This is a genomic window from Nocardia sp. NPDC046473 (assembly GCF_040645995.1).
GTDB lineage: Bacteria > Actinomycetota > Actinomycetes > Mycobacteriales > Mycobacteriaceae > Nocardia.
Window position 1 is genome coordinate 351,135 of the sequence record NZ_JBEYZJ010000008.1, and the last position, 24,441, is coordinate 375,575.

The 24,441-nt window shown below is 65.7% G+C and carries 22 protein-coding genes; 13 read left to right on the forward strand and 9 right to left on the reverse strand.

Going from position 1 to position 24,441, the window contains the following annotated elements:
- Positions 1-11: 11 nt before the first annotated feature.
- Positions 12-1,238 (reverse strand): 4-hydroxyphenylacetate 3-hydroxylase N-terminal domain-containing protein, encoded by a 1,227-nt coding sequence (locus ABZ942_RS29290; protein WP_357387501.1) that lies wholly within the window; start codon positions 1,236-1,238, stop codon positions 12-14.
- Positions 1,239-1,835: 597 nt separating this feature from the next.
- Here ABZ942_RS29290 and ABZ942_RS29295 point away from each other — a divergent pair.
- Genes ABZ942_RS29295 through ABZ942_RS29330 form a run of 8 tightly spaced genes read left to right on the forward strand, consistent with a single transcriptional unit; the run spans position 1,836 to position 13,241 of the window.
- Positions 1,836-6,641: an SDR family NAD(P)-dependent oxidoreductase gene (locus ABZ942_RS29295; RefSeq protein ID WP_357387503.1), complete on the forward strand. Its 4,806-nt coding sequence runs from the start codon at positions 1,836-1,838 to the stop codon at positions 6,639-6,641.
- On the forward strand, positions 6,638-7,480 hold the full coding sequence (locus ABZ942_RS29300) for a 3-hydroxyacyl-CoA dehydrogenase NAD-binding domain-containing protein (RefSeq protein WP_357387505.1): 843 nt from the start codon (positions 6,638-6,640) through the stop codon (positions 7,478-7,480). Before ABZ942_RS29295 ends, ABZ942_RS29300 begins: the two co-directional genes overlap by 4 nt.
- A 37-nt stretch (positions 7,481-7,517) precedes the next feature.
- Positions 7,518-7,790 carry an acyl carrier protein gene (locus ABZ942_RS29305; RefSeq protein ID WP_357387507.1) on the forward strand — a complete coding sequence of 91 codons (273 nt, stop codon included), beginning with the start codon at positions 7,518-7,520 and terminating at the stop codon, positions 7,788-7,790.
- Complete coding sequence (locus ABZ942_RS29310) at positions 7,790-8,947, forward strand: acyl-CoA dehydrogenase family protein (protein ID WP_357387509.1); 1,158 nt, start codon at positions 7,790-7,792, stop codon at positions 8,945-8,947. Before ABZ942_RS29305 ends, ABZ942_RS29310 begins: the two co-directional genes overlap by 1 nt.
- A 22-nt stretch (positions 8,948-8,969) precedes the next feature.
- On the forward strand, positions 8,970-10,037 hold the full coding sequence (locus ABZ942_RS29315) for an HAD-IIIC family phosphatase (RefSeq protein WP_357387511.1): 1,068 nt from the start codon (positions 8,970-8,972) through the stop codon (positions 10,035-10,037).
- A complete protein-coding gene (locus ABZ942_RS29320) occupies positions 10,034-10,792 on the forward strand; it encodes an alpha/beta fold hydrolase (protein WP_357387513.1) in 759 nt (252 codons plus the stop codon). Before ABZ942_RS29315 ends, ABZ942_RS29320 begins: the two co-directional genes overlap by 4 nt.
- A complete protein-coding gene (locus ABZ942_RS29325) occupies positions 10,789-11,529 on the forward strand; it encodes a 4'-phosphopantetheinyl transferase superfamily protein (RefSeq protein ID WP_357387515.1) in 741 nt (246 codons plus the stop codon). Before ABZ942_RS29320 ends, ABZ942_RS29325 begins: the two co-directional genes overlap by 4 nt.
- Positions 11,526-13,241: a fatty acyl-AMP ligase gene (locus tag ABZ942_RS29330; RefSeq protein ID WP_357387517.1), complete on the forward strand. Its 1,716-nt coding sequence runs from the start codon at positions 11,526-11,528 to the stop codon at positions 13,239-13,241. The genes ABZ942_RS29325 and ABZ942_RS29330 overlap by 4 nt, the downstream gene beginning before the upstream one ends.
- Positions 13,242-13,576: 335 nt before the next feature.
- Here the strand turns inward: ABZ942_RS29330 and ABZ942_RS29335 are convergent, their stop codons facing one another.
- Positions 13,577-14,374, reverse strand: a complete 798-nt coding sequence (locus ABZ942_RS29335) for a methyltransferase domain-containing protein (RefSeq protein WP_357387519.1) — start codon at positions 14,372-14,374, stop codon at positions 13,577-13,579.
- A 118-nt stretch (positions 14,375-14,492) separates the two neighbouring features.
- Between ABZ942_RS29335 and ABZ942_RS29340 the strand changes: the two genes are divergently transcribed.
- From ABZ942_RS29340 to ABZ942_RS29350, 3 genes are all read left to right on the forward strand, one after another.
- On the forward strand, positions 14,493-15,236 hold the full coding sequence (locus ABZ942_RS29340) for a GNAT family N-acetyltransferase (RefSeq protein ID WP_357387521.1): 744 nt from the start codon (positions 14,493-14,495) through the stop codon (positions 15,234-15,236).
- 100 nt (positions 15,237-15,336) lie between these two features.
- A complete protein-coding gene (locus tag ABZ942_RS29345) occupies positions 15,337-15,537 on the forward strand; it encodes a hypothetical protein (protein WP_357387523.1) in 201 nt (66 codons plus the stop codon).
- A 287-nt stretch (positions 15,538-15,824) separates the two neighbouring features.
- The gene (locus tag ABZ942_RS29350; protein WP_357387525.1) at positions 15,825-16,304 is read left to right on the forward strand and encodes an SRPBCC family protein; all 480 of its coding nucleotides are present in this window, start codon (positions 15,825-15,827) and stop codon (positions 16,302-16,304) included.
- Here the strand turns inward: ABZ942_RS29350 and ABZ942_RS29355 are convergent, their stop codons facing one another.
- The gene (locus tag ABZ942_RS29355; RefSeq protein ID WP_357387527.1) at positions 16,305-17,111 is read right to left on the reverse strand and encodes an alpha/beta hydrolase; all 807 of its coding nucleotides are present in this window, start codon (positions 17,109-17,111) and stop codon (positions 16,305-16,307) included.
- A 150-nt stretch (positions 17,112-17,261) separates the two neighbouring features.
- Between ABZ942_RS29355 and ABZ942_RS29360 the strand changes: the two genes are divergently transcribed.
- A complete protein-coding gene (locus tag ABZ942_RS29360; protein WP_357387529.1) occupies positions 17,262-18,101 on the forward strand; it encodes a MerR family transcriptional regulator in 840 nt (279 codons plus the stop codon).
- Positions 18,102-18,186: 85 nt separating this feature from the next.
- Positions 18,187-18,633, forward strand: a complete 447-nt coding sequence (locus ABZ942_RS29365; protein ID WP_357387531.1) for a nitroreductase/quinone reductase family protein — start codon at positions 18,187-18,189, stop codon at positions 18,631-18,633.
- 2 nt (positions 18,634-18,635) lie between these two features.
- Here the strand turns inward: ABZ942_RS29365 and ABZ942_RS29370 are convergent, their stop codons facing one another.
- From ABZ942_RS29370 to ABZ942_RS29395, 6 genes are all read right to left on the reverse strand, one after another.
- Positions 18,636-19,478: a type II CAAX endopeptidase family protein gene (locus tag ABZ942_RS29370; RefSeq protein ID WP_357387533.1), complete on the reverse strand. Its 843-nt coding sequence runs from the start codon at positions 19,476-19,478 to the stop codon at positions 18,636-18,638.
- 79 nt (positions 19,479-19,557) lie between these two features.
- Positions 19,558-20,538, reverse strand: a complete 981-nt coding sequence (locus ABZ942_RS29375) for a glycine betaine ABC transporter substrate-binding protein (RefSeq protein WP_357387535.1) — start codon at positions 20,536-20,538, stop codon at positions 19,558-19,560.
- Entirely contained in the window at positions 20,535-21,266 is a 732-nt protein-coding gene (locus ABZ942_RS29380) for an ABC transporter permease (protein ID WP_357387537.1), read from the reverse strand. The genes ABZ942_RS29375 and ABZ942_RS29380 overlap by 4 nt, the downstream gene beginning before the upstream one ends.
- Positions 21,263-22,567, reverse strand: a complete 1,305-nt coding sequence (locus ABZ942_RS29385) for an ATP-binding cassette domain-containing protein (RefSeq protein ID WP_357387539.1) — start codon at positions 22,565-22,567, stop codon at positions 21,263-21,265. The genes ABZ942_RS29380 and ABZ942_RS29385 overlap by 4 nt, the downstream gene beginning before the upstream one ends.
- Positions 22,568-22,590: 23 nt before the next feature.
- Entirely contained in the window at positions 22,591-23,235 is a 645-nt protein-coding gene (locus tag ABZ942_RS29390; RefSeq protein WP_357387541.1) for an ABC transporter permease, read from the reverse strand.
- Positions 23,236-23,477: 242 nt separating this feature from the next.
- Complete coding sequence (locus tag ABZ942_RS29395) at positions 23,478-24,407, reverse strand: TauD/TfdA family dioxygenase (protein ID WP_357387543.1); 930 nt, start codon at positions 24,405-24,407, stop codon at positions 23,478-23,480.
- Between the last annotated feature and the right edge of the window lie 34 nt (positions 24,408-24,441).

Consider the following 24,441-nt stretch of genomic DNA (forward strand, 5'->3'; position numbering starts at 1 on the left):
TTTTCCGCCTGTCAGCCAGCGGCGAGCCGATCGGGATCACCGACGAATGCCAGCTCGTATTTGTTCTGTCGATATCCGTACGCCCCCGACGAGAGGTTGGTGAACAATGTCCAATCGGAGAGCTGTGGTGCGGCGGGGATCAGCCCGTGCTGGGTGGTTCTGCCCGGTTTGGGACAGATGAGATCCAATCCGGCCATTTGCGAAAGCAGGGTCGAGGCGCCTTCGATGCGTTCGGTGAAATTACCGATGCCCTGCAGGAGCATATTGCGGTCGGCGGCCCAGAATCCGTAGCGATCGTCGAATGCGGCCGAGTCGAGCGCGGCGGTGAAGTCACGTTCGGTGCTCGCGGCGAAACGGCGCAGCTTCGCCAGAATTACCGCGGGTTCTTTGACGGAGGTCCGGCCGCCGTCCAGTACCCGCTGCGCCAAGGTGTAATACATCTCGGCTTTCGCCGACATCCGGGCCAGCGCCTGCACCCAGGCCGGATGGGTCATGCCGGTGCGGGCACGCAACGTATTGCACTGTTCGATGGAACCGTCGATGAAGACCCGGGAGTTGGGCACGAAGGCGTGATCCAGCTCGATGATGGCGTCTTGTTCGTCGAGCACGTCGATGGATTGGTCCGGCAGCTCGTGCGCGCCGCGGAAGCCCGCGCGGGAGTGTACGGTGACCCCGTCGCTGTCGGGTGCGATCGCGACGCACAGTGCGGTGTCCTGCTCCGCCTGCGACAGCATGCGGTAGGGGTAGATCAGCAGCACGTCGGCGTACAGCGCCAGCGTGGCCAGCTGTTTGAAGCCGCTCAGGTAGATGCCGTCGGCGTCGCGCGCAACGACTTTGAGCAGGTGATCCTCGGAGATTCGTCCGCGTTCGGAGATATCGGAGATCGCGTGCGTGAGGATGGCATTGCCGGCGCGGCATTCGCGGTGGAACTCGCGGATCGGTCCGGCGCCGTCGCCGAAATGATCGGCGTTGGCGGCCCAGGCGGACACGATGCCGGCGAGGAAATCGGGGCTGCGGCCGAGCAGTCCGCCGCTGTGCGCGGCGAACCGGCGCAGCTGCCCGGCGTACTCCAGGAATTGCTCTTTCGTCTCCGGGGGTGACCAGATGCAGTCCCAGAACAATTTGAGCTCGGGATTGGTGCGCAGGCCGTCCAAGGTTTTAGCGAAAGGAGTATTGGTTCTTTCCGCGAAAGTGGCCGAAATAGTTTCGGTCGAGCAGCTGATTTGCTGAGTTTCCAATGGATATCCTTAGTCCTGCGACTGGGAAGTCTGAAATGCACCTTTAATTGTTAGAGTCCGAATCCATAACACCCCAGTTCCAAGTATGGACACCCTGTAGCCTGCCCCGACTTCAAGATAGCCGAACTAACGAGGTGTAACCATTCCAGCACCTGTGACCCTCATCACATTGTACCATTTCGTGATCGCGCGCCCAATGTCTATTCACGGCTATCTGGATTGCATTAGCAGCGCCGTTTGTAAACCCCCCGATCGGGGGGATTTGATTCGCTGACAACCCCCCTTTTCGGGGGGTTGCGGATTCCGCAGAAATGGCGAGAATGTAGTCGTCGTCGAGTGGGAAGCATAGTCTGCCACAACAACTCGCATTCAAATATGCGCCGATATGAAGTATGCTGGAATCGGCGTTGCGAGGTGGGTGTAACGGTGCTAGATTCGGGGCCACCAGGGGCTGAGCTCGCCCTGATCGGGTGTATGGCAAAAGCTCTTTATGAATTCGAGCATTCAGGCCGGGAACCCGATGTCTGAAGGGTGGTATTGGTGGAGACGAATCGGGTGGGGTCCGGTGCCTTCGATCGTTCGGCGATCGAAGAATGGATGGCAGACAAGATAAGCCAGATCATCGGAATGGATCCGGTGGAGATCGATCGAACCACCACCTTCGCCGCCTACGGCCTGACGTCGTCCGACGCGGTCGGCCTGTCCGGCGAGCTGGAAGAGTGGCTCGGCCGCGACCTCCCCGAAACCCTGCTGTACGAGCACCCGACGGTAGCGCAATTGAGCGCGGCACTGGTCGGTGCAGCTGCCGATTCCGCTAGCGCCACAGCTGATTTGGACGACACCGCCGAGCGGGAGGTGTCAGCCGACGACGACACGATGTGCATCGCAGGCATGGCCTGCCGATTCCCCGGCGGCGCGAACTCACCCCAGTTGTTCTGGCGCAACCTGGCCGACGGCATCGACACGGCGACCGACGTGCCGCGGCAACGCTGGGACGCAACGGAATACTTCGATCCCGATCCCTACTCACCGGAAACGACCTACACGACGAAAGGCGCGTTCGTCGACGACATCGCGGGCTTCGACGCGCAGTTCTTCGGCATCTCGCCCCGCGAGGCGATGCGGATGGACCCGCAACAGCGGATGCTGCTCGAGGCGACCTGGGCGGCGTTCGAGGACGCCGCCATCCCCGCCGACCAGATCCGGGGCAGCCGGACCGGGGTGTTCGTCGGGATGATGGCGGACAGTCGTTACGCGAACGTCCTGGTCGACCACGGCGGCCACGGCGAATTGGACGACCCGTACGTGGGCCTGGGCAGTGCGTCCAGCGTTGCGGCAGGCAGACTTTCGTATCTGCTCGACCTGCGCGGGCCAAGCCTGGTCGTCGACACGGCCTGCTCTTCCTCGCTGGTCGCGTTGCATCTGGCGATGAACAGCATTCGCAACGGCGAGTGCGATCGTGCCGTTGTCGCCGGGGTCAGCGCGATCGTGCATCCCGATACCTACCTGCAGGCCTGCAAGATGCGGATGCTTGCCGTGGACGGTCGCTGCAAGACTTTCGACGCGGAGGCGGACGGGTTCCTGCTCGGCGAGGGATGCGGCGCGGTCGTTGTCGAACGGCTGACCGATGCGCAAGCTCGGCGACATCAGGTGCTCGCGGTGGTGCGTGGGTCGGCGGTGAACCAGGACGGCATGAGCAACGGGCTGACCGCGCCGAATCGTGCCGCGCAGGTCGCGGTGATTCGCGAGGCGCAGCAGTGCGCCGGAATCAGCGCCGACAGCATCGATTACGTCGAGGCGCACGGCTCGGGGACCCAGCTCGGCGACGCGATCGAGATCGCCGCACTGACCGAGGTTTTCGGCGTATCGGGCGACCGGCCGCTGTATGTGGGCGCGGTGAAGACGAACATCGGTCATCTCACCGGTGCGGCCGGGATGGCCGGATTGGTGAAAACCGTGCTCGCGCTGAACCGCCGGACTATTCCGCGGAATCTGCATCTGCGCCGGCCGAATCCGGCCATCGACTGGTCCGCTACGCCGGTTCGCCTGCCGCACGAGAACATTCCGTGGCCGCGCGAGGAAGCGCGCGTCCCCACGGCCGGTGTCAGTTCGTTCGGCTGGTCGGGCACCAACGCCCACGTCATCGTGTCCGCGCCGCCGGTCGTGCAAGATCCCGAAGACCAACAGCGCTGGCACATCCTGCCGTTGTCCGCACGCTCGCCCGAGACGCTGACCAGCGCCGCACATGCGATCGCGGAGTACCTGCGCAGCAATCCACGACTCGCCCCCGCTGCGGTGGCTGCCACCCTGCAGACGGGGCGAACTTGCATGCCGTGCCGAACGGCGGTGCCATTCCGGACACTGCTCGACGCGGCGGAGGCACTCGATGAGGTCGGGCGCCGAGTACCGGTGGCGACCGTGCCGCGTGGACCACAGCCGGTCGTGCGATTCGTGTTGCCGGGCACCGGCGATCAGTTCCCCGGTATGGGACGTGACCTCTACCAATCGAACCCGGCCTTCCGCGCTGCGATCGATCAGTGTGCCGAGGTCGCGGCCGAATCATTGGGCATGGACCTGCGCACCGCCCTCTACCCGGATGCGGCACCGGTGGTGTCGGACCCCTTCGCGGCGTTGCGTGGCGACGCGACCGGTCCGGGAGCGCTGGTGACCCGAATCGACCTGGCGCACGCGGTGGTCTTCGCGTTGAACTACGCCGCCGCGCGGCTGTGGCACAGCTATGGCATCGAGCCGCAAGGTCTGCTCGGGTACAGCCTCGGCGAATACTCCGCCGCCTGCCTGTCCGGCGTATTCGACGTGGATGTCGCGCTGCCGCTGGTCATTAGGCGAGCCCAGCTCGTCGCTTCCGCCGAACCCGGTGCCATGCTCACCGTCGCGACCGCCGCGGACAGCATCGCCGACTACCTCGGCCCCGACCTGTCCTGCGCCGCGGTCAACAGCCCCAATACGGTCGTCGTCGCCGGCACCGATGCCGCGATCACCGCGCTCGAACAACGCCTGGCCGCCGACGAAATCGCCGCGCGGCGCGTGCCGACCACCCGCGCGATGCATTCGCACCTGCTGAATCCGTTGCGCGAGCGGTTGATCGCACTGTTCGACGGGATCGAGCTGCGTGCGCCCCGAATTCCGTTCGTATCCAACCTGACCGGCAAGTGGATCACCGACGATCAGGCCCGCGACCCGCAGTACTGGGCCGAGCACATGTGTGCGACGGTCTTGTTCGCCGACGGCGTGCGCACGCTCGCGGACTCGGAGCCGTGCGTGGTGCTCGATCTCGGGGCCGGTCAGCTGGGCAGCCTGGTCAGTCAGGCGCTGGTGCACTCCGGTGGTGCTGCGGCACTGCCGACGTTGCGCGGCTCCTCGACGCGTGATCCGGACGAGATGATCGTCTCCCGCACGCTCGGTCGCCTGTGGGTCGGCGGGGTGGAGGTGGATTGGTCGCGGATCGGATCAGCGGGAAGCTCACTCTCCCTGCCGACGTATTCATTCCAGCACCAACAGTTTTGGCCTACGGGGGAGCGTGGCGTCCGCGTCGACCCGATCAGGACGCTTGCCACGACGGAGAGCGCGGCGACGGAGCTCTTCGAACCACAGTGGGTCACAGTGCCCGCATCCGATCAGGCGGACCGGTATGGGCCGTATCTCCTGTTCGCCGATCCCGGCACGCGCAGCGCCGATCTGGCCGGTCATGTGGCGAAGGCGCTGGACGGTGTCGACCTGGTGACCGTGGTTCCCGGTACCGAATTCGGGACGTCTACCGGGGGCGGCTACCGTATCCGGCCCGGCGAACCGGCCGACTACGCCCGTCTGTTCGAGGCGCTCGACGAGCGGAACCTGCTGCCGCGCACCATCGTTCACCTCTGGTCTGTGCATGGCACGACCGACCACCCGGCGACTGTCGACAGTGTCGCCCTGCATCGACGTTTCGGGTTCGACAGCCTGATGGCGCTGGCCGGCCAGTGGGGTCGGCGTTGCGTCGACGGCTGCCGGATATTGGTCGTCACCGATCACGCGCAGTTCATCGATCCCGACGACACCCTCTATCCCGGCAAGACCGCCGTGGCGGGTCCTGCGTTGACCGCAGGGCAGGAATACCCGGGCCTGGCGGTGCGCACGTTCGATGTCCTCACCCCGGTCGACGACGAGGATGGTTCGTGGAACGATCTCACCGAAGCCGTTGTCGCGGAGCTACATTGGCCGGGCACCGACATCGTGATCGCGCGTCGCGGGCGACGCAGGCTGGTGAAACGCTTCAGGCCACTCACCCTCGACGCACCCACACCATACGTCCGTGATGGCGGCGTTTATGTAATCACCGGCGGGACCGGAAGTATCGGCCTGCAGGCGGCGGCTCATCTGGCCGCCGCGGCATCCGAGGTCAAGCTGGTCCTGCTGGCCAGGACGCCGCTACCGGATCTCGACGACGCGGCATCGGTCGCGCAAGCCGGTGAGACGTTGCGCGCCAAGGCAACCGCAGTGCGCGGCCTGAAGGACGCCGGCGCCCAAGTGCTGGTGCTGACCTGTGACATCGGTGATTCCGACGCCACTGCCGCCGCGATTGCCAACGCCCGCAAGAGCTTCGGTCCGATCGATGGCGTGCTCCACGCCGCGGGCGTGCTGTCCCCGGACGCGTTCACCACGATCGAGGCGACAACGCCGGAGATCAGCGCCGCACACTTCCGGGCCAAGATCGACGGCACCATCGCCCTCGCCGCCGCACTGCGCGGCGAACGTCCCGACTTCGTCGTCCTGCTGTCCTCGATGTCGGCGGTCCTCGGCGGCATCGGGTTCGCGGCCTACGCGGCCGCCAACGCATTCCAGGACCAATTCGTCGCGCTGCCCGGCCTCCCCGGCGGATCCGCTTGGCGCTCGGCCTGTTGGGACACCTGGCAGGCGACCGTCCGGCACGGCGAAAACCCCGGCGTCGCTGACTCTTTGGACAAGTATTCGTTTTCCGCCGCGGACGCGCTCGCGGTACTGGACCGGCTCATCGCGAGCGGACCCCGCCGCGCGGTGGTCTCGGCCGGTCAGCTGCACGACCGCATCGAGACGTGGGTCGGCGGCAGCGATCCGTTCGGCACGGCCACCTCGTCGACACCGGAACCGGCCGCCGCCACGGCGCCACCCGGCCGAACCGTCGAGGAGTACCAGCGCAGGCTCGCGGAACTGTGGCAGCAGGCCCTCGGCGTCGAGCAGGTCGGCCCGCACGACAACTTCTTCGAGTCCGGCGGCAATTCGCTGGTCGGCCTGCAACTGATCAACTCGATCAAGAAACAGTTCCGCGCGATCGTCCCGACCGTGGCGTTGTTCGAGGCGCCGACGATCGCCGACATGGCCGCTTACCTACTCACGGCCACCGCAGACGAAAGGAAGTCACCGATATGAAACTTCTCGGCGTCATCGGTGCCGGTGTCATGGGCACTGGTCTGGCACAAGCCCTTGCGGCGCACGGCTTTTCGGTCGTGCTGGTGGACCGGTCCCGCGAACAGCTGGACCGTGCGGAAAGCGAGGTCATCCGATACTCCCGCACCGGTCGCCTGTTCGGGCACGACACCGAGAAATACGGCGACCTGACCCAGCGGGTCAGCTACACCACCGATATCAGCGAGGTCGGCGCGGCGGAGTTCGTCATCGAGAACATCACCGAGAACTGGGCGCTCAAGGCCGAGATCTATCCGGAGCTGGACCGTATCTGCGCACCCGACACCGTCTTCGCGGCGAATACCTCGTGCATTCCGATCACCAAGATAGCCGGGGTCACCAAGCGCCCGGATCGGGTGATCGGCATGCATTTCATGAATCCCGTGCCGATGAAATCCACCGTCGAGGTGATCCGCGGCTGGCACACCTCCGAGACCACCATCGCTATCGCGCTGCAGCTGCTCGCCGACCTCGACAAGCGCGGCATCATCGTCAACGATATGCCGGGCTTCGTCTCCAATCGGGTGCTGATGCTGATGGTCAACGAGGCCATCTTCCTGCTGCAGGACGGCGTGGCGGCGGCCGCCGAGGTGGACGAGATCTTCCGGTCCTGCTTCGGGCACGCGTCCGGTCCGCTGGAGACCGCGGATCTCATCGGGCTCGACACCATCCTGTACAGCATCGAGGGACTCCAGGAGTTCTACGGCGACAGCAAGTATCGGCCGTGCCCCTTGCTGAAAAAGATGGTGGACGCCGGACTGCACGGCCGGAAGTCCGGTCAGGGCTTCTTCTCGTACTCATGACCGAACCTTTGCCCCCGTTACCGACAGGACGGTAGTTATGTTCTCCGATGTCCGTTCCGAAATCCGTGACTTCGTCGCCAAGAGGTTCCCCGAAGGGCGGCTGCAGGACAATCACGACATCTTCGAAAGCGGCTTCGTCAATTCACTTTTCGCGATGGAACTGGTCATGTTCATCGAGCAGCACCTCGGCGACCGGATTCCCAACGACGAGCTGATGCTGGACAACTTCCGGACGGTGGACGTGATGACCGATCTGGTCGGCCGGCTCAACGGCCGCGACGGCCACAGCGCGGCCACCGAGGTGGCGTGATGGCGGTGCAGGCGGAACCCGTTTTAGGCCAAGCGTTTTCGCGGGCCGAGATCGGTGCGTTCGTCGATGAGGTGGTGGCGCCGCGGGCCGCCGAGTTCGATCGGGCGGCGCGGATCGACCTGAGCATGGTGACCGAGTTCGCCGCGCGCGGTCTGTGGGGCGCGGTGTTGTCGACCGCCGATGGTGGTACCGGCGCCGGAATGACGGCCCTCGCGCGCGTGCACGAGGAAGTGGGGCGTGGGTGTTCGTCCATGCGCAGTCTGTTGACCGTGCACTCGATGGCGTTGTTCGCGCTGGATCGGTGGGGAACCGAGGCGGCGAAGAGTCGGTGGAAGGCCGATATGGTCGCCGGTGCGGCGCTCGGTGCGTTCTGTCTGACCGAGCCCGAGGCGGGCAGTGATTTCGCCGCGCTGCAGGCGACGGCCCGGCGCGCGGGTGACGAGTGGATCATCGACGGTCACAAACTCTGGGTCACCGGCGGCCAACTCGCTGACGTGCTGCTCGTATTCGCCCGCACCGCAGTGGGTCCCGCCGTGTTCCTGGTCGATGCGGCCAGTCCGGGCATTCGCCGGATTCCGGTCCCCGAGGTCACCGGGACGCGCGGCAGTCAGGTCGCCGAGATCGTCTTCGAGAACTGCCGCATCGGCGCCGACTCGATCATCGGACCCGAGGGCATGGGGTTGGCCATCGCCACCGGGGTGCTCGATATCGGTCGGTTCAGTGTCGCCGCCGGGTGCGTCGGCCTCCTGCAGGCGTGCTTACAGGCCAGCGTGGCTTACGCGAACACCCGTCGCCAGGGCGGGGCGTTGCTGCGCGAACACCAACTCGTGCAACAGATGATCTCGACGATGGCCACCAACACCAGGGCCGCCCGGCTGCTGGTCTGGCAGGCCGCGCAGCTGAAAGACGCGGGCAGTCCCGACACCATCATGGCGACCTGCATCGCCAAGCAGTTCGCGGCGACCTCGGCGGTGGCGGCGGCCAATGACGCGGTGCAACTGCACGGTGCGCGCGGGTGCAGCGACGAATATCCGGTCGGCCGGTATCTGCGCGACGCCAAGGTCATGGAAATCATCGAGGGCAGCACACAGCTGCAACATGTACTGATCGCCACCGACGCGTGCGGGAATCAGGCCCGCGTGGTCGACGTCGAGTGATTCGCAGAGGCCAGGGAATTCGATGAACGCTGAAGTCCGTAACCGTCCCCGGTACATCAAATGTGTCGTCTGGGATCTCGACCACACCCTGTGGGACGGAATCCTTTTGGAGAACTCCACGGTCACCGAGCTCAAGCCGGGGATCCGGGAGACCATCGTCGCGCTCGACGAACGCGGGATTCTGCATTCCATCGCCAGCCGCAACGATCCCGACCTCGCGGTCGCGAAGCTGACGGAACTCGGCATCGCGGAGTACTTTCTGCACCCGCAGATCAGCTGGGACAACAAGTCCGCCTCGGTCGCGACGATTGCCGAGCGGCTCAATATCGGGATCGACACGCTCGCCTTTGTCGACGATCAAGAGCTCGAACGGGATGAGGTCGGGTTCGCGCATCCTGAAGTGCTCTGCATCGACGCCGAGGAGGCCGCGACCTTGGCGGATCGGCCGGAATTCCAGCCGAAGCATGTCACCGCGGACGCACGGGCGCGGCGGCAGATGTACCGGGCGAGTATCGAACGCGCCACGGCCGAGGATCGGTTCTCCGGCACCAACGAAGAATTTCTCGCCACCCTGGGGATGCGTTTCCGGATCAGTCCGGCGGGTGCTGCGGATATCGGCCGGGCCGAGGAACTCGTCGTCCGGACCAATCAGCTCAACTCGACCGGTGTCATGTACTCGGCCGAAGAGCTTGCGGCCCATGCCGAATCCGATGATCACCTGTTGTTGATGGCCGAGCTGGAAGACAAGTACGGGACCTACGGGCAGGTCGGTCTCGCGCTGGTGAAACGCGGTGTGCACCAGTGGCGGCTGAAGTTGCTGCTGATGTCGTGTCGGGTGATATCTCGTGGCGTGGGGACGGTGTTGCTGAATCACGTTGTCCGGCTTGCCCATGGCGAGGGTGCGCGGCTGGTTGCCGAGTATGTGCCCACCGACCGGAATCGGATCATGTACATCACCTATCGATTCGCCAATTTCGCGGAACTCGGCGAGGAGGACGGCGTGACGCTGCTGGCGGCTTCGTCGATGCCGCCCGCGCCGCCACCGTCCTATCTGACGGTCGAGACGGCCGCGGCGGGGCACCTGCTGTGAACGCCCCCGCGATCGACGCGCGCAAATGGATGCCGTACCCGTCGGCCGGTGCCGCGCCGACGACGCTGTACTGCCTGCCGCATGCCGGGGCGGGCGCTTCGACGTATCTGCCATGGCGCAAGGAGTTGCAGCCCGACGTCGATGTGGTGCCGCTGCAGCCGCCCGGTCGCGAAATGCGGATGCGGGACGAACCTTTCGAGCATCTCACGCCGTTGCTCGATGACCTGCTGTCGGCGATGGACGGTGTCTGGCAAGAGCCGTTCGCGTTGTTCGGGCACAGTTTGGGCGCGCTCGTCGCTTACGAGCTGGCCCGCCGGCTCAGTGCGGGGGAGGGGCCGCGTCCGGCGCACCTGATCGTGTCGGGACGCCGTGCGCCGCACCATCCTTCGCGGTTGCCGTGGATCCGGATGGCCGACGATCCGATGCTGCTGGAGATCGTGCGCAGGCTCGGCGGTACGCCGGACGAGATCCTCGACGACGAGCAGATGCGGCAGACGGTGCTGACGTTGATGCGCGCGGATCTCGGCGTCGACCAGACCTATCGGTACCGGCCGGACCCGCCGCTGGACGTGCCGATCACCGTGCTCAGCGGCAGCTCCGACAGTCATGTGACGATGGCCGAGCTCGAGCCGTGGGCCGAGTGCGGCTCGGCCGGGGTCGACATTCGGCTGGTGCCCGGCGGACATTTCTTCGTCGTGACCCACCGAGACACTGTGCTACGCAGAGTCCGGCACTGCCTGGTGGGTTCGCCATGATCGTCGGCACCGCCGCGCGGCGGGCGATCGCACCCGACGAGGTCGAACTGTGGTGGCTGCGGCTGACCGGGGAGTGCTCCGCCGGAGATTGCCGGGTGCTGGCGCCCGAGGAGCTCGCCCGCAGCGTCCGGTTCGACACGGTGGAGTTCGCCGGTGATTTCATCCACATCCGGGCCACGCTGCGGCGCGTGCTGTCGGCCTATGCCGGATGTCCGCCCGAGGACCTCGTTTTCCGCACCGGACCACACGGCAAACCGGAATTACCTTGTTATGCACCGGCATTCAATCTCACGCACACCCGAGGTCTCGCGGTTGTCGCGGTCGGTGGGTCGGCGTCGGTCGGGGTCGACATCGAGCGGGTCGATGCCGATTTCGACCTGAAGGGGTTGGCGTCGCGGGTGCTCACCGCGCGCGAAGCGGACTGGGTCGGCGCGGACCGACGACGCTTTCTGCACCATTGGGTCGCCAAGGAGAGCTATCTGAAATGGTTGGGTAGCGGGCTGACGATCTCGCCCGACACCATCGAGCTGCGCACCGATCGCAATGGGCGTTGCGTGCTCACTCCGGTAGATGGCGCCGACCGGCCCGCCGGATACGTCCATCATTTCGGCTTGCACTCCCAGTACGTCGGGGCCTTCGTCGGCGGCCGCCCGCCGCCCCGTTTCACGTTGCGGCCGGCCGAATCGGCCGGTGCCGACTCGAATCTCCGCCGCCGTACCTCAGGAGTGCAAGCATGACAACCTATTTCGCGGTCGAACCCACCACCCTGGCCGAGATGCTGACCGCCCGCGCCGCCGCCACCCCCCACGAGGTGCGCTTCCACCACCTCGGCGACGGTGACGAGCCCACTGCGGCAATGACTTTCCCGGAACTCGACCGTGCGGCCCGTGCGGTGGCCGCTCATCTGGCGCAGCTCACGCGCCCGGGGGAGCGGGCGCTGTTGCTCTATGCTCCCGGTCTGGAATTCGTTGTCGCCTACTACGGTTGCCTCTATGCGGGCGTGATCGCGGTACCCGTTGCGCCGCCGCAGCCGAGCAAACTGGCGGACGGTCTGGCGCGGCTGGCCTCCATCGTCGCCAATTCCGGTGCGCGGCTGTTGTTTACGAGCGCCGATATCGAGCCCCTGCTTGGCCCGGTGCTTGCGGATGCCGACGGCTTCGCGGGGCTGCAGACAGTGGTCACCGACCGCATCGACCTGGCGGAAGCCGACCAGTACCGCGACCCGGGTATTACCAGCGACACCATCGCCCACCTGCAGTATTCGTCCGGATCGACCGGGGAACCGAAGGGGGTCGCCCTCACCCATGGCAACGTGCTCGCCAACCTCCGACTGGTTACCTCGGAGATCGGCGCCGGTGTCGGTGTGGCCTGGTTGCCCACCTTCCACGACATGGGCCTGCTGAGCATGGTCACCTACCCCGTGTACAGCGACTCGACCGTTATCAGCATGTCCCCCTTGGCTTTTGTGCAACGCCCTGCGCGCTGGATCTCGGCGATGTCCCGGTACAAGGCCACCCACACCGTCGCCCCCAACTTCTCCTTCGCGCTGGCGGTGCGGCGGGTACCGGCCGATCAGGTCGCCCGCTACGACCTGTCCAACCTGCGGGTCGCACTCTGTGGTGCCGAACCCGTTCGCGTGGACACGATGTTCGCCTTCGCCGAGCACTTCGGTCCGGCAGGCTTCGATATGCACAGCCTGTTCCCCTGCTACGGCCTGGCCGAGGCAACACTTTTGGTGACCGGTGGCCCTGCCGGAAGCGGACTCACCACCGTCGAGGTGGACCCGACCGCGCTGGCCAAGGGCCGGGTGGAACCGGTGTCGAGCGGCGGCCGCCGCCTGGTGGCCAGCGGCGAACTCAACGACGCCTACGAACTCGTCCTCACCGACCCCGATACCCACACTCCGCTACCGGAGGGACAGGTCGGCGAAATCTGCCTCCGCGGTGAAAGTATCGGCCTCGGCTACTGGGACGCCCCCGAGGCCTCGACCGAAACCTTCAGCGCCACCGTCACCGGCCGCCCCGGCCACTTCCTCCGCACCGGGGACCTCGGCTTCATCCACGAGGGCCAGCTCTACGTCACCGGCCGCCGCAAAGACCTCATCATCGTGGACGGCTACAACCACTACCCCTCCGACATCGAAGCCTCCGCGATGGACAGCCACCCGGCGCTACGCCCCGACCGCTGCGCCGCCTTCCAGGTCCTCGACGGCGACGAACCCACCCTCGTGCTGGTCGCCGAACTGAACCGCGACCGAGCAGCCGAGGCCATCGACAAGACCGAGATCATCACCGCCGTGCGCCAAGCAGTCGGTGAACACAACGGATTACGCCTCGACGACGTAGTCCTGGTGACCGCTGGCTCGGTACCACTGACCTCCAGCGGAAAAGTCCGCCGCTACGTAGTCCGCGAACAGTACCGAGAAGGCGCGCTGAGTCCGCTGCCTTGACGTGTTGGAAGTGCCTGCGACAGAGCCTATTTCGCACGTGGGTTGGCGAGTAGGCGGTTGACGAGACTGTCTATGTCTTCGGAAGTCAGTGTGCCCATGCCGAATAGGGTGCGGACGTAGATCGGCGCGAGGATGTGATCGAGTACGTCGAGAGCTTCGGGTGGGTCCTCGCCGCGGGCCTGGGCGGTCGAGCATCTCCTGAAGTTGCGTGCGGCGTTCGGCGAGGAATTGGTCTCGGGCCTGTGCGCCGGACTCGCCGGACTGGGATAGGGCGATGGCCAGTCGGAGTACGGCCAGTCCGTCGGGCCCGCTGACATCGGATCTGACCGGTACAGCTACCGGCGAGCAGTGATGAGCCAGGCGCGCGAGTCGAACCAGACGCCCTCGGTGCCGCAGTGGGCCGTCATGACGGCGTCCAGTCGGTCGAGTGCCCGCTCGGTCTCGTCGGCATCGAACTCGGCGAGCAACTCGGTCGCCATACGTAGCGCGAGGACGGAGTCGACGCCGGCCGCGGGATCCGGGCCGTAATAGACGGGCTCGTGCACCTCGGCGACGGTGACGTCGGCGAATCCGGCCGCGGTGAGCACGCTCTTCGCATCGGCCGGATCGGCCAGCGAGAATGCACCGCCGGTCGGTGCGGCGACCGGCGCACCGACGAGAGCCTGGCGGATCGTCCCGACCCACTCCTGCCGGTCACCGGCCTGCCAAACCAGTTGCACCAGTTGGGCTTCGGGCCGCAACGCACGTCCGATATTGGTGAATGCCGCTACCGGATCGGCGAAGAACATGGTGCCGAACCGGCTGACCGCGCGGGTGAAGTGTTCGGCCGGGAACGGGTGGACCTGGGCATCCGCTTGCTCGAAGCGCACATTGCGGACATCCTCGGCGGCGCTGAGCTCGCGCGCCCGCGTCAACATCCCTGGCGAAATGTCTACCCCGAGCGTGCTGCCCTCGTGCGCAACCTTGGCGACCTCACGAGTGAGTTGACCAGTGCCGCAGCCGATATCGAGCACACTGTCACCAGGTCCCAGGTCGATAGCTTCGCGCAGCCGCCGATGATGGTGACGCAACTCGGCGTCATAATCGAACGTGTTCTTCGGGGCCGGTACCGCACGATTCCCGCTGTCAACCATGGCTCCATCCTGGCAACTCCGCCCAGCACCCGCCAGCCACCATTCTCCTGTGGTTGCCGAGGGTCCGTACTCTGGGCGATCCGCGGTTAGTCGAAGTACTCGGAGATCGGAGCCAGGAGTGCATACCGAGGTCCTGCGCGGCATCGGGGGAGAGCCGCTGGCCTGTTACGAGGAGGAGAGCAGACAGGGGGTCCGCTGGGCGAGCGATCTGCGCCTTGCCGAGGGAGCTTCGCCCACCGCGGCCACCGATCGCATCATGGCGGAGTTGTCGGGTTGGGGTGCGACAACGCTGACCTCGCTCGGTACCCACTTGGTCGAGCGCGGAGCTCGGGTGCAGCGCGAATTCGACACCTTCACCCATGGGCTGCAAGGGGTTTCGCGTCCCTTCGCACCCAGTCGACGGTCGGCGAATCTGGAACTGCGCGCCGCCGAGACAATCGATCCAGCGCAACTGCGCGCCACCTATGCCGCCGCATATCCGCCCGGCCATCCCGACCACGACATAAGCAGCTTCGAGGATTTGCAGGCGTTGATGGACGGCACCCTCATGGGCCCACTGCTACCCGCGAGCACGGTGCTGATCGATACCGACCGCGGCCTCGGCATCGCCGCCGTCCTTGCCCACGACTGCCCCGGCCTCCCGCCCGACGAAGGCCCGTGGATCTCCGAGGTCTTCCGCGACCCCGCACCCACCTACCGCGGCCTCGGCTCCCTCCTGCTGCGCCACGTGTTGTGGTTGTCCGCCGAGAGGGGACTGCCTGCCCTCGGCTTGGCGGCCACCACCGGAAACCGTGCCGCCGGGGTATACGAGAGCGTCGGATTCGTCCGGACCGCCCGGTGGGCCGACCTCCTCCTGCGCTGACAATCGGTGCGGCGACACGCACCCATCGAGAACGAGCGATAGTTGCTCTACCTGCGACTACAGTCTGACCTACTGCGACTACAACGGGCGGGAGCTGACTATGTGGGCGGTCGTCGAGAAGTGGTACGCCGGTACGTATGAAGGCTTCGGAGTCCTGATCACCGAGGACTGCGAAGAGGTCATCGCACGGGATCCGGTGGTGGAAAACGATATTCTGTTGAAGGCGGGCGATCGTGTCCTCATCGACTACATCCCCGGTCCGGATGGCGCCGACGCCATCAAGCTGGTGAAGGTTCAGTAAGGGCGCTTTCTCGGCTGCGGATCGAGCAGGCGCGGCGGCCGTTCGCCAACGGGACCCTTTACCATCGAACAGATCGCCGAGCATTGCGGCTCCGCCAGTCTTGGAGCGTTGTCGTCGGCCTTCGTCAGTCGGATCGGTGTCCGCCCCGTCGGTGTACCGCAAGATATGACCGCAAGGTCGGCAATTCCGCGCATGGCCCTCGACCGGCCGCGTCGCATAGCTTCGGACTGGCGCAATAACTTTCGCGCGCACCGCGCCCGCGACCTGCGCCACGGGGACGTACGGCAGTGAACGAAGGGACTCCCGTCATGCAGAGCTACGACGCGACCGCGACCACGACAGCATCGCCGGCCGACATCTGGCCCCTCCTCGTCGACGCACGCACCTGGCCCCTGTGGTCCGCTGTCGACGCCCTGGATGTCAAACGTTCCAGCGGCCTCGATCCCGACGGCCGCGACCCGGTCGGCGCGGTCCGCGCGTTCCGTACCGGACGAATCGTGACCGGCGAGCGACTGACCGGACTCGACGAGGGCAACCGGATGACCTACGAGGACGCGTTCAACTGGGCCCTCCGCAATTACAGTGCCGTCATCGATCTCGTCCCCGCATCCGACGGCCGCACCGTCATCCACTGGTACGGAACCTACACCGCCCGTTGGGGATTGGGCTGGCTACTGCAACGCATGATGAAGCGCGTGATGCAGCAGATGGCCGACGGCCTCGCCTCCTACGCGGCGGTCCAATCGTCCAGCGGCAAGACCGTATAGTCAGCCGCGTGCCGAATCGGCGAACGCCAGCAGATCCTCGTTGAGCCGCGCGCGGTGCGACAGATGCAGCATGTGCGAGGCGTTTTCGTAGACGACGAGCTTGCTGTCCGGGATCAGCTCGGCTGAGCGCTGCCCGCAGGTCTCCAGCGGTGCGAAGGCGTCATGATCGCCGTGCAGCACCAGTGTCGGCAGCGTGATCGCCCGCGCTTCGGCGCGGAAGTCGGCGGCCAGGTTGGCGCGGGTGCATTCCACCGCCGCGTGCAGCGAGACCCGCATCCAGTCGCGAATGGTCGCATCCTGTTCGAGTTGGGGTATGTCGCAGCCAGGCAGGTCGTTGCCGAAAGACAAGGCGGCGTTGCTATCCACCCACCTGCCGTAGTCGGTGCGCAGCTGGTCGAGCAGAGCGGCGGCCTGCTGCGGATCGACCGCGAGGTGCGGCGCGGTCGCGCCGACCAGCGCTATGCGGGAAACACGCTGCGCGCCATGGCGAGTGAGATAGCGGATCACCTCACCGCCGCCCATGGAGTGCCCGACGAGGGTGACCTCGGTGAGGTCGAGCCGATCCAGCAGTGCGGCCAGATCGTCGGCGAGCGTGTCGAAGTCGTAGCCGCGGCCGGGGTCGTCGGATCGACCGTGACCGCGGCGGTCGTAGGCGACCGCACGATAGCCGTGTCCGGTCAGGTGCAACATCTGGTGCTGCCACATGTCGCTGCTCATCAGCATGCTGTGTACGAAGACGACCGGTCGGCCGGTCCCGTAGTCCCGGTAGCACAGGGTGGTCCCGTCGGTGGTGGTCAGGGCGGTCATGAGAAATTCCTTCGGCGTCGAGGACCAGCAAGATGGTGGCGACCGAGGCGTACCGGCCGCTGTCATCACCCTCGACGCTGCGGCAGCCGGACAGTCAATCCCGTTGCTGCGGCAAACTCTCCCGCAGGGGGAGACACCAGAATGGCGGTTATGACCGCGTACCTGTCCATCGGCGACTTCTCCCGCGCCACCCACCTGACCGTCAAGACGCTGCGGCACTATCACCAGATCGGACTGCTCGCGCCCGCCGAGGTCGATCCGCACACCGGTTATCGCCGCTACACGACCGAACAACTGTCCGTCGCGCAGGTGGTCCGGCGGTTCCGTGATCTGGACATGCCGCTGGAGGAGATCCAGGCGATACTCGTGAGTTCCGACCCAAGCCTTCGCAATGCGCGGATAGTGGCACACCTGGACCGACTGCAGAACCAACTCGGCCGCACCCAGCGCGCCGTCGACGACCTGCGCGACTTGCTGATCCACCCGGCCCCCGACGCAGCCGGTGTCGAGCTGCGTGCCGTGCCCGCGGTCCCGGCCGCCGCGATCACCGAGGTCGTCGACGCCGCCGACGGACCCGTCTGGCTGCAAGGCGCGCTGGGCGAACTACACGCCACCCTCACCGCCCAGGGACTCACACCGACCGGGCAGGCGGGCGGTGTTTACACCGACGAGGTATTCACCGAGCATCGCGGCGAATCGACCGTCTTCATTCCCTGCGCAGGTGCGGTCCGTCCGCTGGGCCGGGTTCACCCGACCGTCGTACCCGCCGCCGAACTCGCGATCATCACCTATCGCGGCGAGGCGACCGGCGTCGATCGCTCGTACGCCACCCTCGCCACCTACGTCACCCGTCATGCCCTCGGCGTACCGGGCCCCATCCGCGAGTACTACCCGGTCGGTCGACCCGAAACCACCGATACCTCCTTGTGGCGCACCGAAATAGGTTGGCCGGTCTTCCACACCGGCACGCCGCACCGGGAAGCAGGTTAGGCCCGACCTCGTCGCGCAGGTATGCGGTACCGGAGGTACGCTGGGCAGCGTCAGAGCTCGGTTCCGATTACCGGAGAAGGACCTCATGCCCTCGGATTTCGCTCTCAAGACGATGAACACCGCGCATCGGGTGTTGTTGAAGGTCACCTGCGGCAAGGTGGGTAATGAGTTCGGCGGGATGTCGTCGCTCGAGCTCGTGACCACGGGACGTAAGTCGGGGCGTGAGCATGCGGTGATGTTGACGGCGCCGATCATCGACGGGGATACCTATGTTGTCGTCGCCTCGCGCGGCGGTGACCCGAAACATCCGGCATGGTTCCTGAATGTCCGCGACAACCCGAATGTCTTGGTGTCGGTGCGCAGCGGACCGCGCGTGCCGATGACCGCGCGGGTCGCGAATGCCGAGGAGCGGGCCGCGCTGTGGCCGCGGGTGACTGCCGCGGCGAAGACGTACGCCGGTTATCAGAAGAAGACCACCCGCGAGATCCCGCTGGTGCTGCTGACCCCGGCCACGAATCCCGCTGCCAACTGAGGTCACGCCGACGGTTGCCGTAGCAATCTGCCTGGACGTCGGCAGAGGATGACGGCACCGATCACGTTGGCCGCCAACGTCAGCACACCCTGCTCGCCGAGCCACAGCCAGGCCTCCGATCCCGAGGTGTGTGGATCGAACACGGTTTGGATGATGCTGTTCCAGGACGCGTGCAGCACGACGGCCGGCCAGATGCTCCCGGTATCGAGCCGGAGTCGGGCGAAGACATACGACACCACGGTCACCTGCACGACGAAGAGCACGGCGATGACCGGCGTGGACCCGCCGTTGCCGGTCAGGTAGCTGCCGCCGATGATCAACGGCAAATGCCATGCCGCCCAGATCAATCCGCTCACCATGAGCGGCCGAGGGATGTCGGCCTCGATGAGCCGGGTGAGTAGATAGCCGCGCCAGCCGAGTTCCTCACCGAGCGCGAAGACCAGCCCGACCGCCGTACCGAGCGTGGCGCCGACAAGCAGTTCACCGGCGAAGGAACCCCATCCGGAAGCGCCGGTGAAGTCGGCGAGTCCGCTCGCCCACCCTGCCCCATACGCGGCGGCCCCGATGGCAACTGGATAGCCGAGTGCGATCAACAACGCCCACCAGCTGCGCCGACCCAGCCGCAACGAGATGTCGTCGAACCCCTCCCGCAGGAGCAACCGGGTGATCACCGCCGCCAGACCCGGCGCCCACATGAGCAAGGCAATCCCGATGTCATTGCGCGCGACGACCGCGAAAACCATGGCGGGCGCGGACAATACGACCAGGGCGACGAGGAAGACTCCTATGCCCCGTCGTGCCGTGCGACGTCGGTCCGGCGCCAGCACCTGCTGATCTTCGGTCATGCAGGCACAGTAGGTAGCGCCGACCGCGTGGGTCGTCATCCCGGAGAGCGGAATTCGTCTCCGGGAAAACCCTGACCTCCTATGCGACCAGCTTCTCTTTCTTCAGCCAGTCATACGCGACGTCGGCCGGATCCTCTCCGTCGATATCGACGCGACCATTGAGCTCCTGCATCAGCTGATCGGTGAGGTGTTCGGAGATCGTCCCGATCAGGTTCCGCAGCTGTGGGTAGCGATCGATGATCTCGCCCCGCACGACCGCGGTGCCGCTGTAGGGCAGGAAGAACTTCTTATCATCGTTCAGGACAACGAGATTCAGGTTCTTCACGCGACCGTCGGTGGTGTAGACCATACCGAAATTGCAAGGTGCACCCTTGGCTGTTGCCGTGTAGACGACGCCGGCGTCCATCCGGGTCACGTTGCCGGACGGAACACCGTTCGGATCGTTGTACGGAATCCCATACTTCTGCAACATCGGAATGAAACCATCTGAACGACTGAAGAATTCGTCATCTACGCAGAACGTCCGATCGGGCACCGGCAGCCGCGCCACATCGGACAGCGACTTCACCTGCAGCCGTTCGGCATTCGGCGTCGACGCACCGAACGCGTAGGTGTCGTTGAAGTTCGCGGGCGGCAACCACTCCAGGTTGTTCTCCCGCTTCTCGATCTCGTGTACCCGCTGCCACAGTTCGGTCGGATCCGCGATCGTCTCGGTCTCGTTGTGATAGTTGACCCATCCGGTGCCGGTGTACTCCCAGAGAATATCGGCGTCACCGTTGAGTTGGGCCTGTCGAGACGATGCGGAACCCGGTGCCCCGGTGAGGTCTTTGACCTCGGCGCCCGCCGCGGCCAGATAGGTCGCGGTGATCTTGCCGAGCAGCACACCCTCGGTGAAGCTCTTCGACGTGACGACCAGCTTCGCGCCATCCAGCGGTTGGTGACCGTCCGGTAGCTGCGCCGCATGGAACGTCCCGGACGAACTCACCAGGCCACACCCGGTGAGCAACGCGACGACCAGCGCCGAGATCAGCGTAACCCGTTGGACACGTGTCGCTTTCATGAGATGCCTCGCGGCGTCGCGGCGAGTTCGACGAGTCTGCCGAGCCAGTCGATGATCAACGCGAGCAGCCCGACGAGGATCGCGCCGGAGATGAGCAGCTTGGGCAGGAACAGCGTTACCCCGGTGGTGATCAGCGTGCCCAGACTGGTCGCGCCGATGAACGTGCTCAGCGTCGCGGTACCGACCAAAATGACCAGCGCAGTGCGAACTCCGTTGAGAATCACCGGCACCGCGAGCGGCAACTCGACCTGGAACAGCGTCCGCGTGCCCGAGTATCCGATCCCGCGCGACGCCTCGATCGTGCGGTGATCCACCTGCCGCAACCCGACGATTGTGTTCTGCAGGATCGGCAGAATCGCGTACACCACCAAACCGACTATCGCCGTACGGAATCCGGTGCCCAACCAGAACGTGAACAAGACCAGCAACCCGACTGCGGGCGCGGCCTGACCAATGTTGGCGACGTTCACCGCGATCGGCTCGAGCCGCTTCAGCGCGGGCCGAGTCAACGCGATACCCAACGGAATCGCGACCACCACCACGATCAGTGTCGCTACCACCGTCAGCTTGATGTGGGCGAGGATCGTGGTCTGCAGGTTGTCCCACCCGAGCGACGCCTGCTCCGTCTGGGTGAACGTCGTCGATCGATACCAGAGGAAATATCCGATACCGATCACGCCGATGATGATCGGCTCGAACCACACGTCGATCGGCACGCGGCGACTCATGACGGCTCAGCCGATCCGGGTTCCTCGTCGGCCGCCACCACCGGTGTCGGCGCCGGATCCGTTCCGTCGACGTAGGTTTCGTACGAGAGGTCGGCCTCCTCCGAGCGCACCTCGGCGAGCTTGGCCTGGATCGTCTCGGTCACCGACCCGATACTGAGCGACCCGACCACCGCGCCGCGCCCATCGGTGACCAGCGCGGCCCCCTGGCTGGCCGCGAGCATGGCGTCGAGCGCGTCGTTGAGCGTCGAGGAGCGCGCGACAACCGGCAACCGCCGATCGAGAAAGTCGGAAACCTCGGGTTTGGTCGCCACCTCCGTGAGCGACGGCCACGACCGCGGCCGTCCCGCCTCGTCGACCACCACCACCCAGGTGTGTCCGGCCGCCTTCGCACGTCCGATCACCGCCTGCGCCGACTCACCGACCTGAGCCGTAATCACCTTGTCGTACGCCACATCACGCACCCGCGACACCGTCAGATACGCCAACTTCGCGCCGGACCCGACGAACTCCTCCACGAACGGCGTGGCCGGATCGGTGAGGATCTCCTCCGGCCGCGCGTACTGCTCGATGTGCCCGCCCTCGGACAGGATGAGCACCTTGTCGCCGAGCTTGGTGGCCTCCTCGAAGTCGTGCGTGACCACCACGATGGTCTTGCCGAGTTCGTGCTGAATGGCAATCAGACTGTCCTGCAGGCGAACTCGCGTGATCGGATCGACCGCGCCGAACGGCTCGTCCATCAGCAGCACCGGCGGGTCCGCCGCGAGCGCCCGGGCGACGCCGACTCGCTGCTGCTGACCACCGGACATGTCTTTGGGCAGCCGGTCGGCGAAAGTGCCCGGATCGAGCCCGACCAGGTCGAGCAGGTACTCGGTGCGCTCGGCGATCCGCTTCTTGTCCCACCCGAGCACCCGCGGGATAGCGCCCACGTTCTTGGCAACCGTCCAGTGCGGGAACAGCCCGCCGGACTGGATGACATACCCGATCGACTGCCGCAGCTTGTCCGGATCCTCCCGGGTGACATCGCGCCCGCCGATGAAGATTCGGCCCTCGGTCGGCTCGATCAACCGGTTGATCATCTTGAGCGTGGTCGTCTTGCCGCAGCCGGACGGCCCGACGAACGCGACGATCTCGCCCGCCTCGATCTCGAGGTCGAGCCGCTTGACGGCCGGCGTCTCCTGGCCCCGATACCGCTTGACGACCGCGTCCAGCTTGATGGGCGCACCGGTCACATTGCGCTCCGAGGACGGCGCGGTCTGGCTGGTCACATCGGGCCCACCTGTCACCTGGCCACCACCCCTCATGGAATCGCCATGCGATGCTTCATTCATGCCAGTCCCTTTGCGATCGTGAGGCGTCCGAGCAGGACGAGGAGCGCGTCGAACACCAACGCGATGAGGACGATGAGGATGGTGCCGGTGAGCGCCATTTCGATGGCGTTCGCGCCACCGAGCCGGGAGAGTCCGTTGAAGATCAGCGATCCGAGACCCGGACCGAGGACATAGGCGACGATCGCCGCGACGCCGACGATCATCTGGGTGGACACCCTGATGCCGGTGAGGATCACCGGCCAGGCGATCGGCAATTCGACGGTCAGCAGAATGCGCCAGCGGGAAAAGCCGATGCCGCGTGCGGATTCGATGACCGATGCGGGCACCGACCGCAGGCCGACGATCGCGTTGCCGATCACCGGCAGCGCGGCGAAGAACGCCAGCATGATGAACGACGGGACAACGCCGAGTCCGAACGGGACCAGCAGCAGTGCGAGCAATGCGAGCGACGGAATCGTCAGTGCGACTCGGCTAGAGGTCAGGGTGAGTGCGGACGCCAGGGGGAGTCGATATACCGCCACCGCGATGAGGACCGCGACAACGGTGCCGACCAACACCGTCTGAAACGCCAGGGAGGCATGCTGATACGTGAGGAACGTCAGCAATTCGCCTCGTCCCCGGACATAGTTCCATAAATTCACGCGTTTCCCATCGTCAGGCGAAGTCGGTTACCTGTTTGTGCGTAGTGACCGGGCGCGAGCCGTCAAAGAGTAATCGACGGCGTACGTTCGGCTCTGGACGACGCGCGGCGCGTGAATCGCCGGATTGTCCATCCCGCGCTTGTTTTCCCTCCGCTACCGGCCGCCAAACAATGCGATGCGCATTTCACACCGAGCAGCGCACGAATCCACGGTGGTGACAATTACTTACGCGATGCGGAAGGTTATGCCGCCTGCTCGACTGCCGAGTAGAACTCCGCATTGCCCGCGATCACCGTGCTCGACGTGCCGTCGACGCCGACGGGGATACTGCCGGCCAACGTGATGCGGGTCAGCCTGCGGTGTTCGCTTCCGTCGTAGTCGTCGATGGCGTAGTGCTGGGTGGCGTGGTTGTCCCACATCGCGACATCACCGAGTGACCAGTCCCAGCGGACGGTGTTCTCCAAGCGCGTCACACGGTCCTGGAACAGCCGGAACAGCGCGTGCGACTCGCTGCTGGACACGCCGACGATCTGCTTCACGAAGCAACCCAGCAGCACGGCACGTTCGCCGGTTTCCGGGTGCACATGCACCACCGGGTGCTCGGTTTCGAAGTAGGTGGACTCGAACTCGCGGCGGTAGGCCTTGGTGCCTTCGTCCAGGCGTTCCTCGGTGTCCGCGGCGTAGTCGTACTGGTTGGTGTGCCGCGCGCGCAGGCTCTCGGCCAGCCGCTTCAGCGGCTCCGGCAGCGAGTTGTACGCGGCGACGGTCGAGGCCCAGGTGGTCGAGCCGCCGTAACTGGGCAGCGTGACCGCGCGCAGGATCGACGCCTTCGGGACGCGATCGACGAAAGTGACGTCGGTATGCCACACGTTGGACCGACCGTGGTTGGAATCGATGGCGAGGGATTTCACGCCCGCGGAGGTGACGGTCGGGTGCGGGGTGGTCGGATTGCCGAGCAGTTCGGCGAATTCGTACTGCCCGTCCTCGGTCAGGTGCTGCTGGCCGCGGAAGAAGATGACTTTGTGCTCGTTGAGCGCCGCGCGGATGGTGGCCACGGTCTGTACGTCCAGGTCACCGCCTAGGCGGACGCCATCGATACGTGCGCCGATGTGGGCACCGAGCTTGACCACCTGCACGGCGGTGTCGGTCTCCGTTGGGTAATCGACGGACATACCAAGGCCTTTCGCGCCAACCGGATGCTGGAAG

Coding starts and splice junctions, on each gene's coding strand:
- ABZ942_RS29295 (WP_357387503.1), top strand. CDS start 1,836: ATGGCAGACAAGATAAGCCAGATCATCGGAATGGATCCGGTGGAGATC.
- ABZ942_RS29300 (WP_357387505.1), top strand. CDS start 6,638: ATGAAACTTCTCGGCGTCATCGGTGCCGGTGTCATGGGCACTGGTCTG.
- ABZ942_RS29305 (WP_357387507.1), top strand. CDS start 7,518: ATGTTCTCCGATGTCCGTTCCGAAATCCGTGACTTCGTCGCCAAGAGG.
- ABZ942_RS29310 (WP_357387509.1), top strand. CDS start 7,790: ATGGCGGTGCAGGCGGAACCCGTTTTAGGCCAAGCGTTTTCGCGGGCC.
- ABZ942_RS29315 (WP_357387511.1), top strand. CDS start 8,970: ATGAACGCTGAAGTCCGTAACCGTCCCCGGTACATCAAATGTGTCGTC.
- ABZ942_RS29325 (WP_357387515.1), top strand. CDS start 10,789: ATGATCGTCGGCACCGCCGCGCGGCGGGCGATCGCACCCGACGAGGTC.
- ABZ942_RS29330 (WP_357387517.1), top strand. CDS start 11,526: ATGACAACCTATTTCGCGGTCGAACCCACCACCCTGGCCGAGATGCTG.
- ABZ942_RS29335 (WP_357387519.1), bottom strand. CDS start 14,374: ATGGTTGACAGCGGGAATCGTGCGGTACCGGCCCCGAAGAACACGTTC.
- ABZ942_RS29345 (WP_357387523.1), top strand. CDS start 15,337: ATGTGGGCGGTCGTCGAGAAGTGGTACGCCGGTACGTATGAAGGCTTC.
- ABZ942_RS29355 (WP_357387527.1), bottom strand. CDS start 17,111: ATGACCGCCCTGACCACCACCGACGGGACCACCCTGTGCTACCGGGAC.
- ABZ942_RS29360 (WP_357387529.1), top strand. CDS start 17,262: ATGACCGCGTACCTGTCCATCGGCGACTTCTCCCGCGCCACCCACCTG.
- ABZ942_RS29365 (WP_357387531.1), top strand. CDS start 18,187: ATGCCCTCGGATTTCGCTCTCAAGACGATGAACACCGCGCATCGGGTG.
- ABZ942_RS29370 (WP_357387533.1), bottom strand. CDS start 19,478: ATGACCGAAGATCAGCAGGTGCTGGCGCCGGACCGACGTCGCACGGCA.
- ABZ942_RS29375 (WP_357387535.1), bottom strand. CDS start 20,538: ATGAAAGCGACACGTGTCCAACGGGTTACGCTGATCTCGGCGCTGGTC.
- ABZ942_RS29380 (WP_357387537.1), bottom strand. CDS start 21,266: ATGAGTCGCCGCGTGCCGATCGACGTGTGGTTCGAGCCGATCATCATC.
- ABZ942_RS29385 (WP_357387539.1), bottom strand. CDS start 22,567: ATGAGGGGTGGTGGCCAGGTGACAGGTGGGCCCGATGTGACCAGCCAG.
- ABZ942_RS29395 (WP_357387543.1), bottom strand. CDS start 24,407: ATGTCCGTCGATTACCCAACGGAGACCGACACCGCCGTGCAGGTGGTC.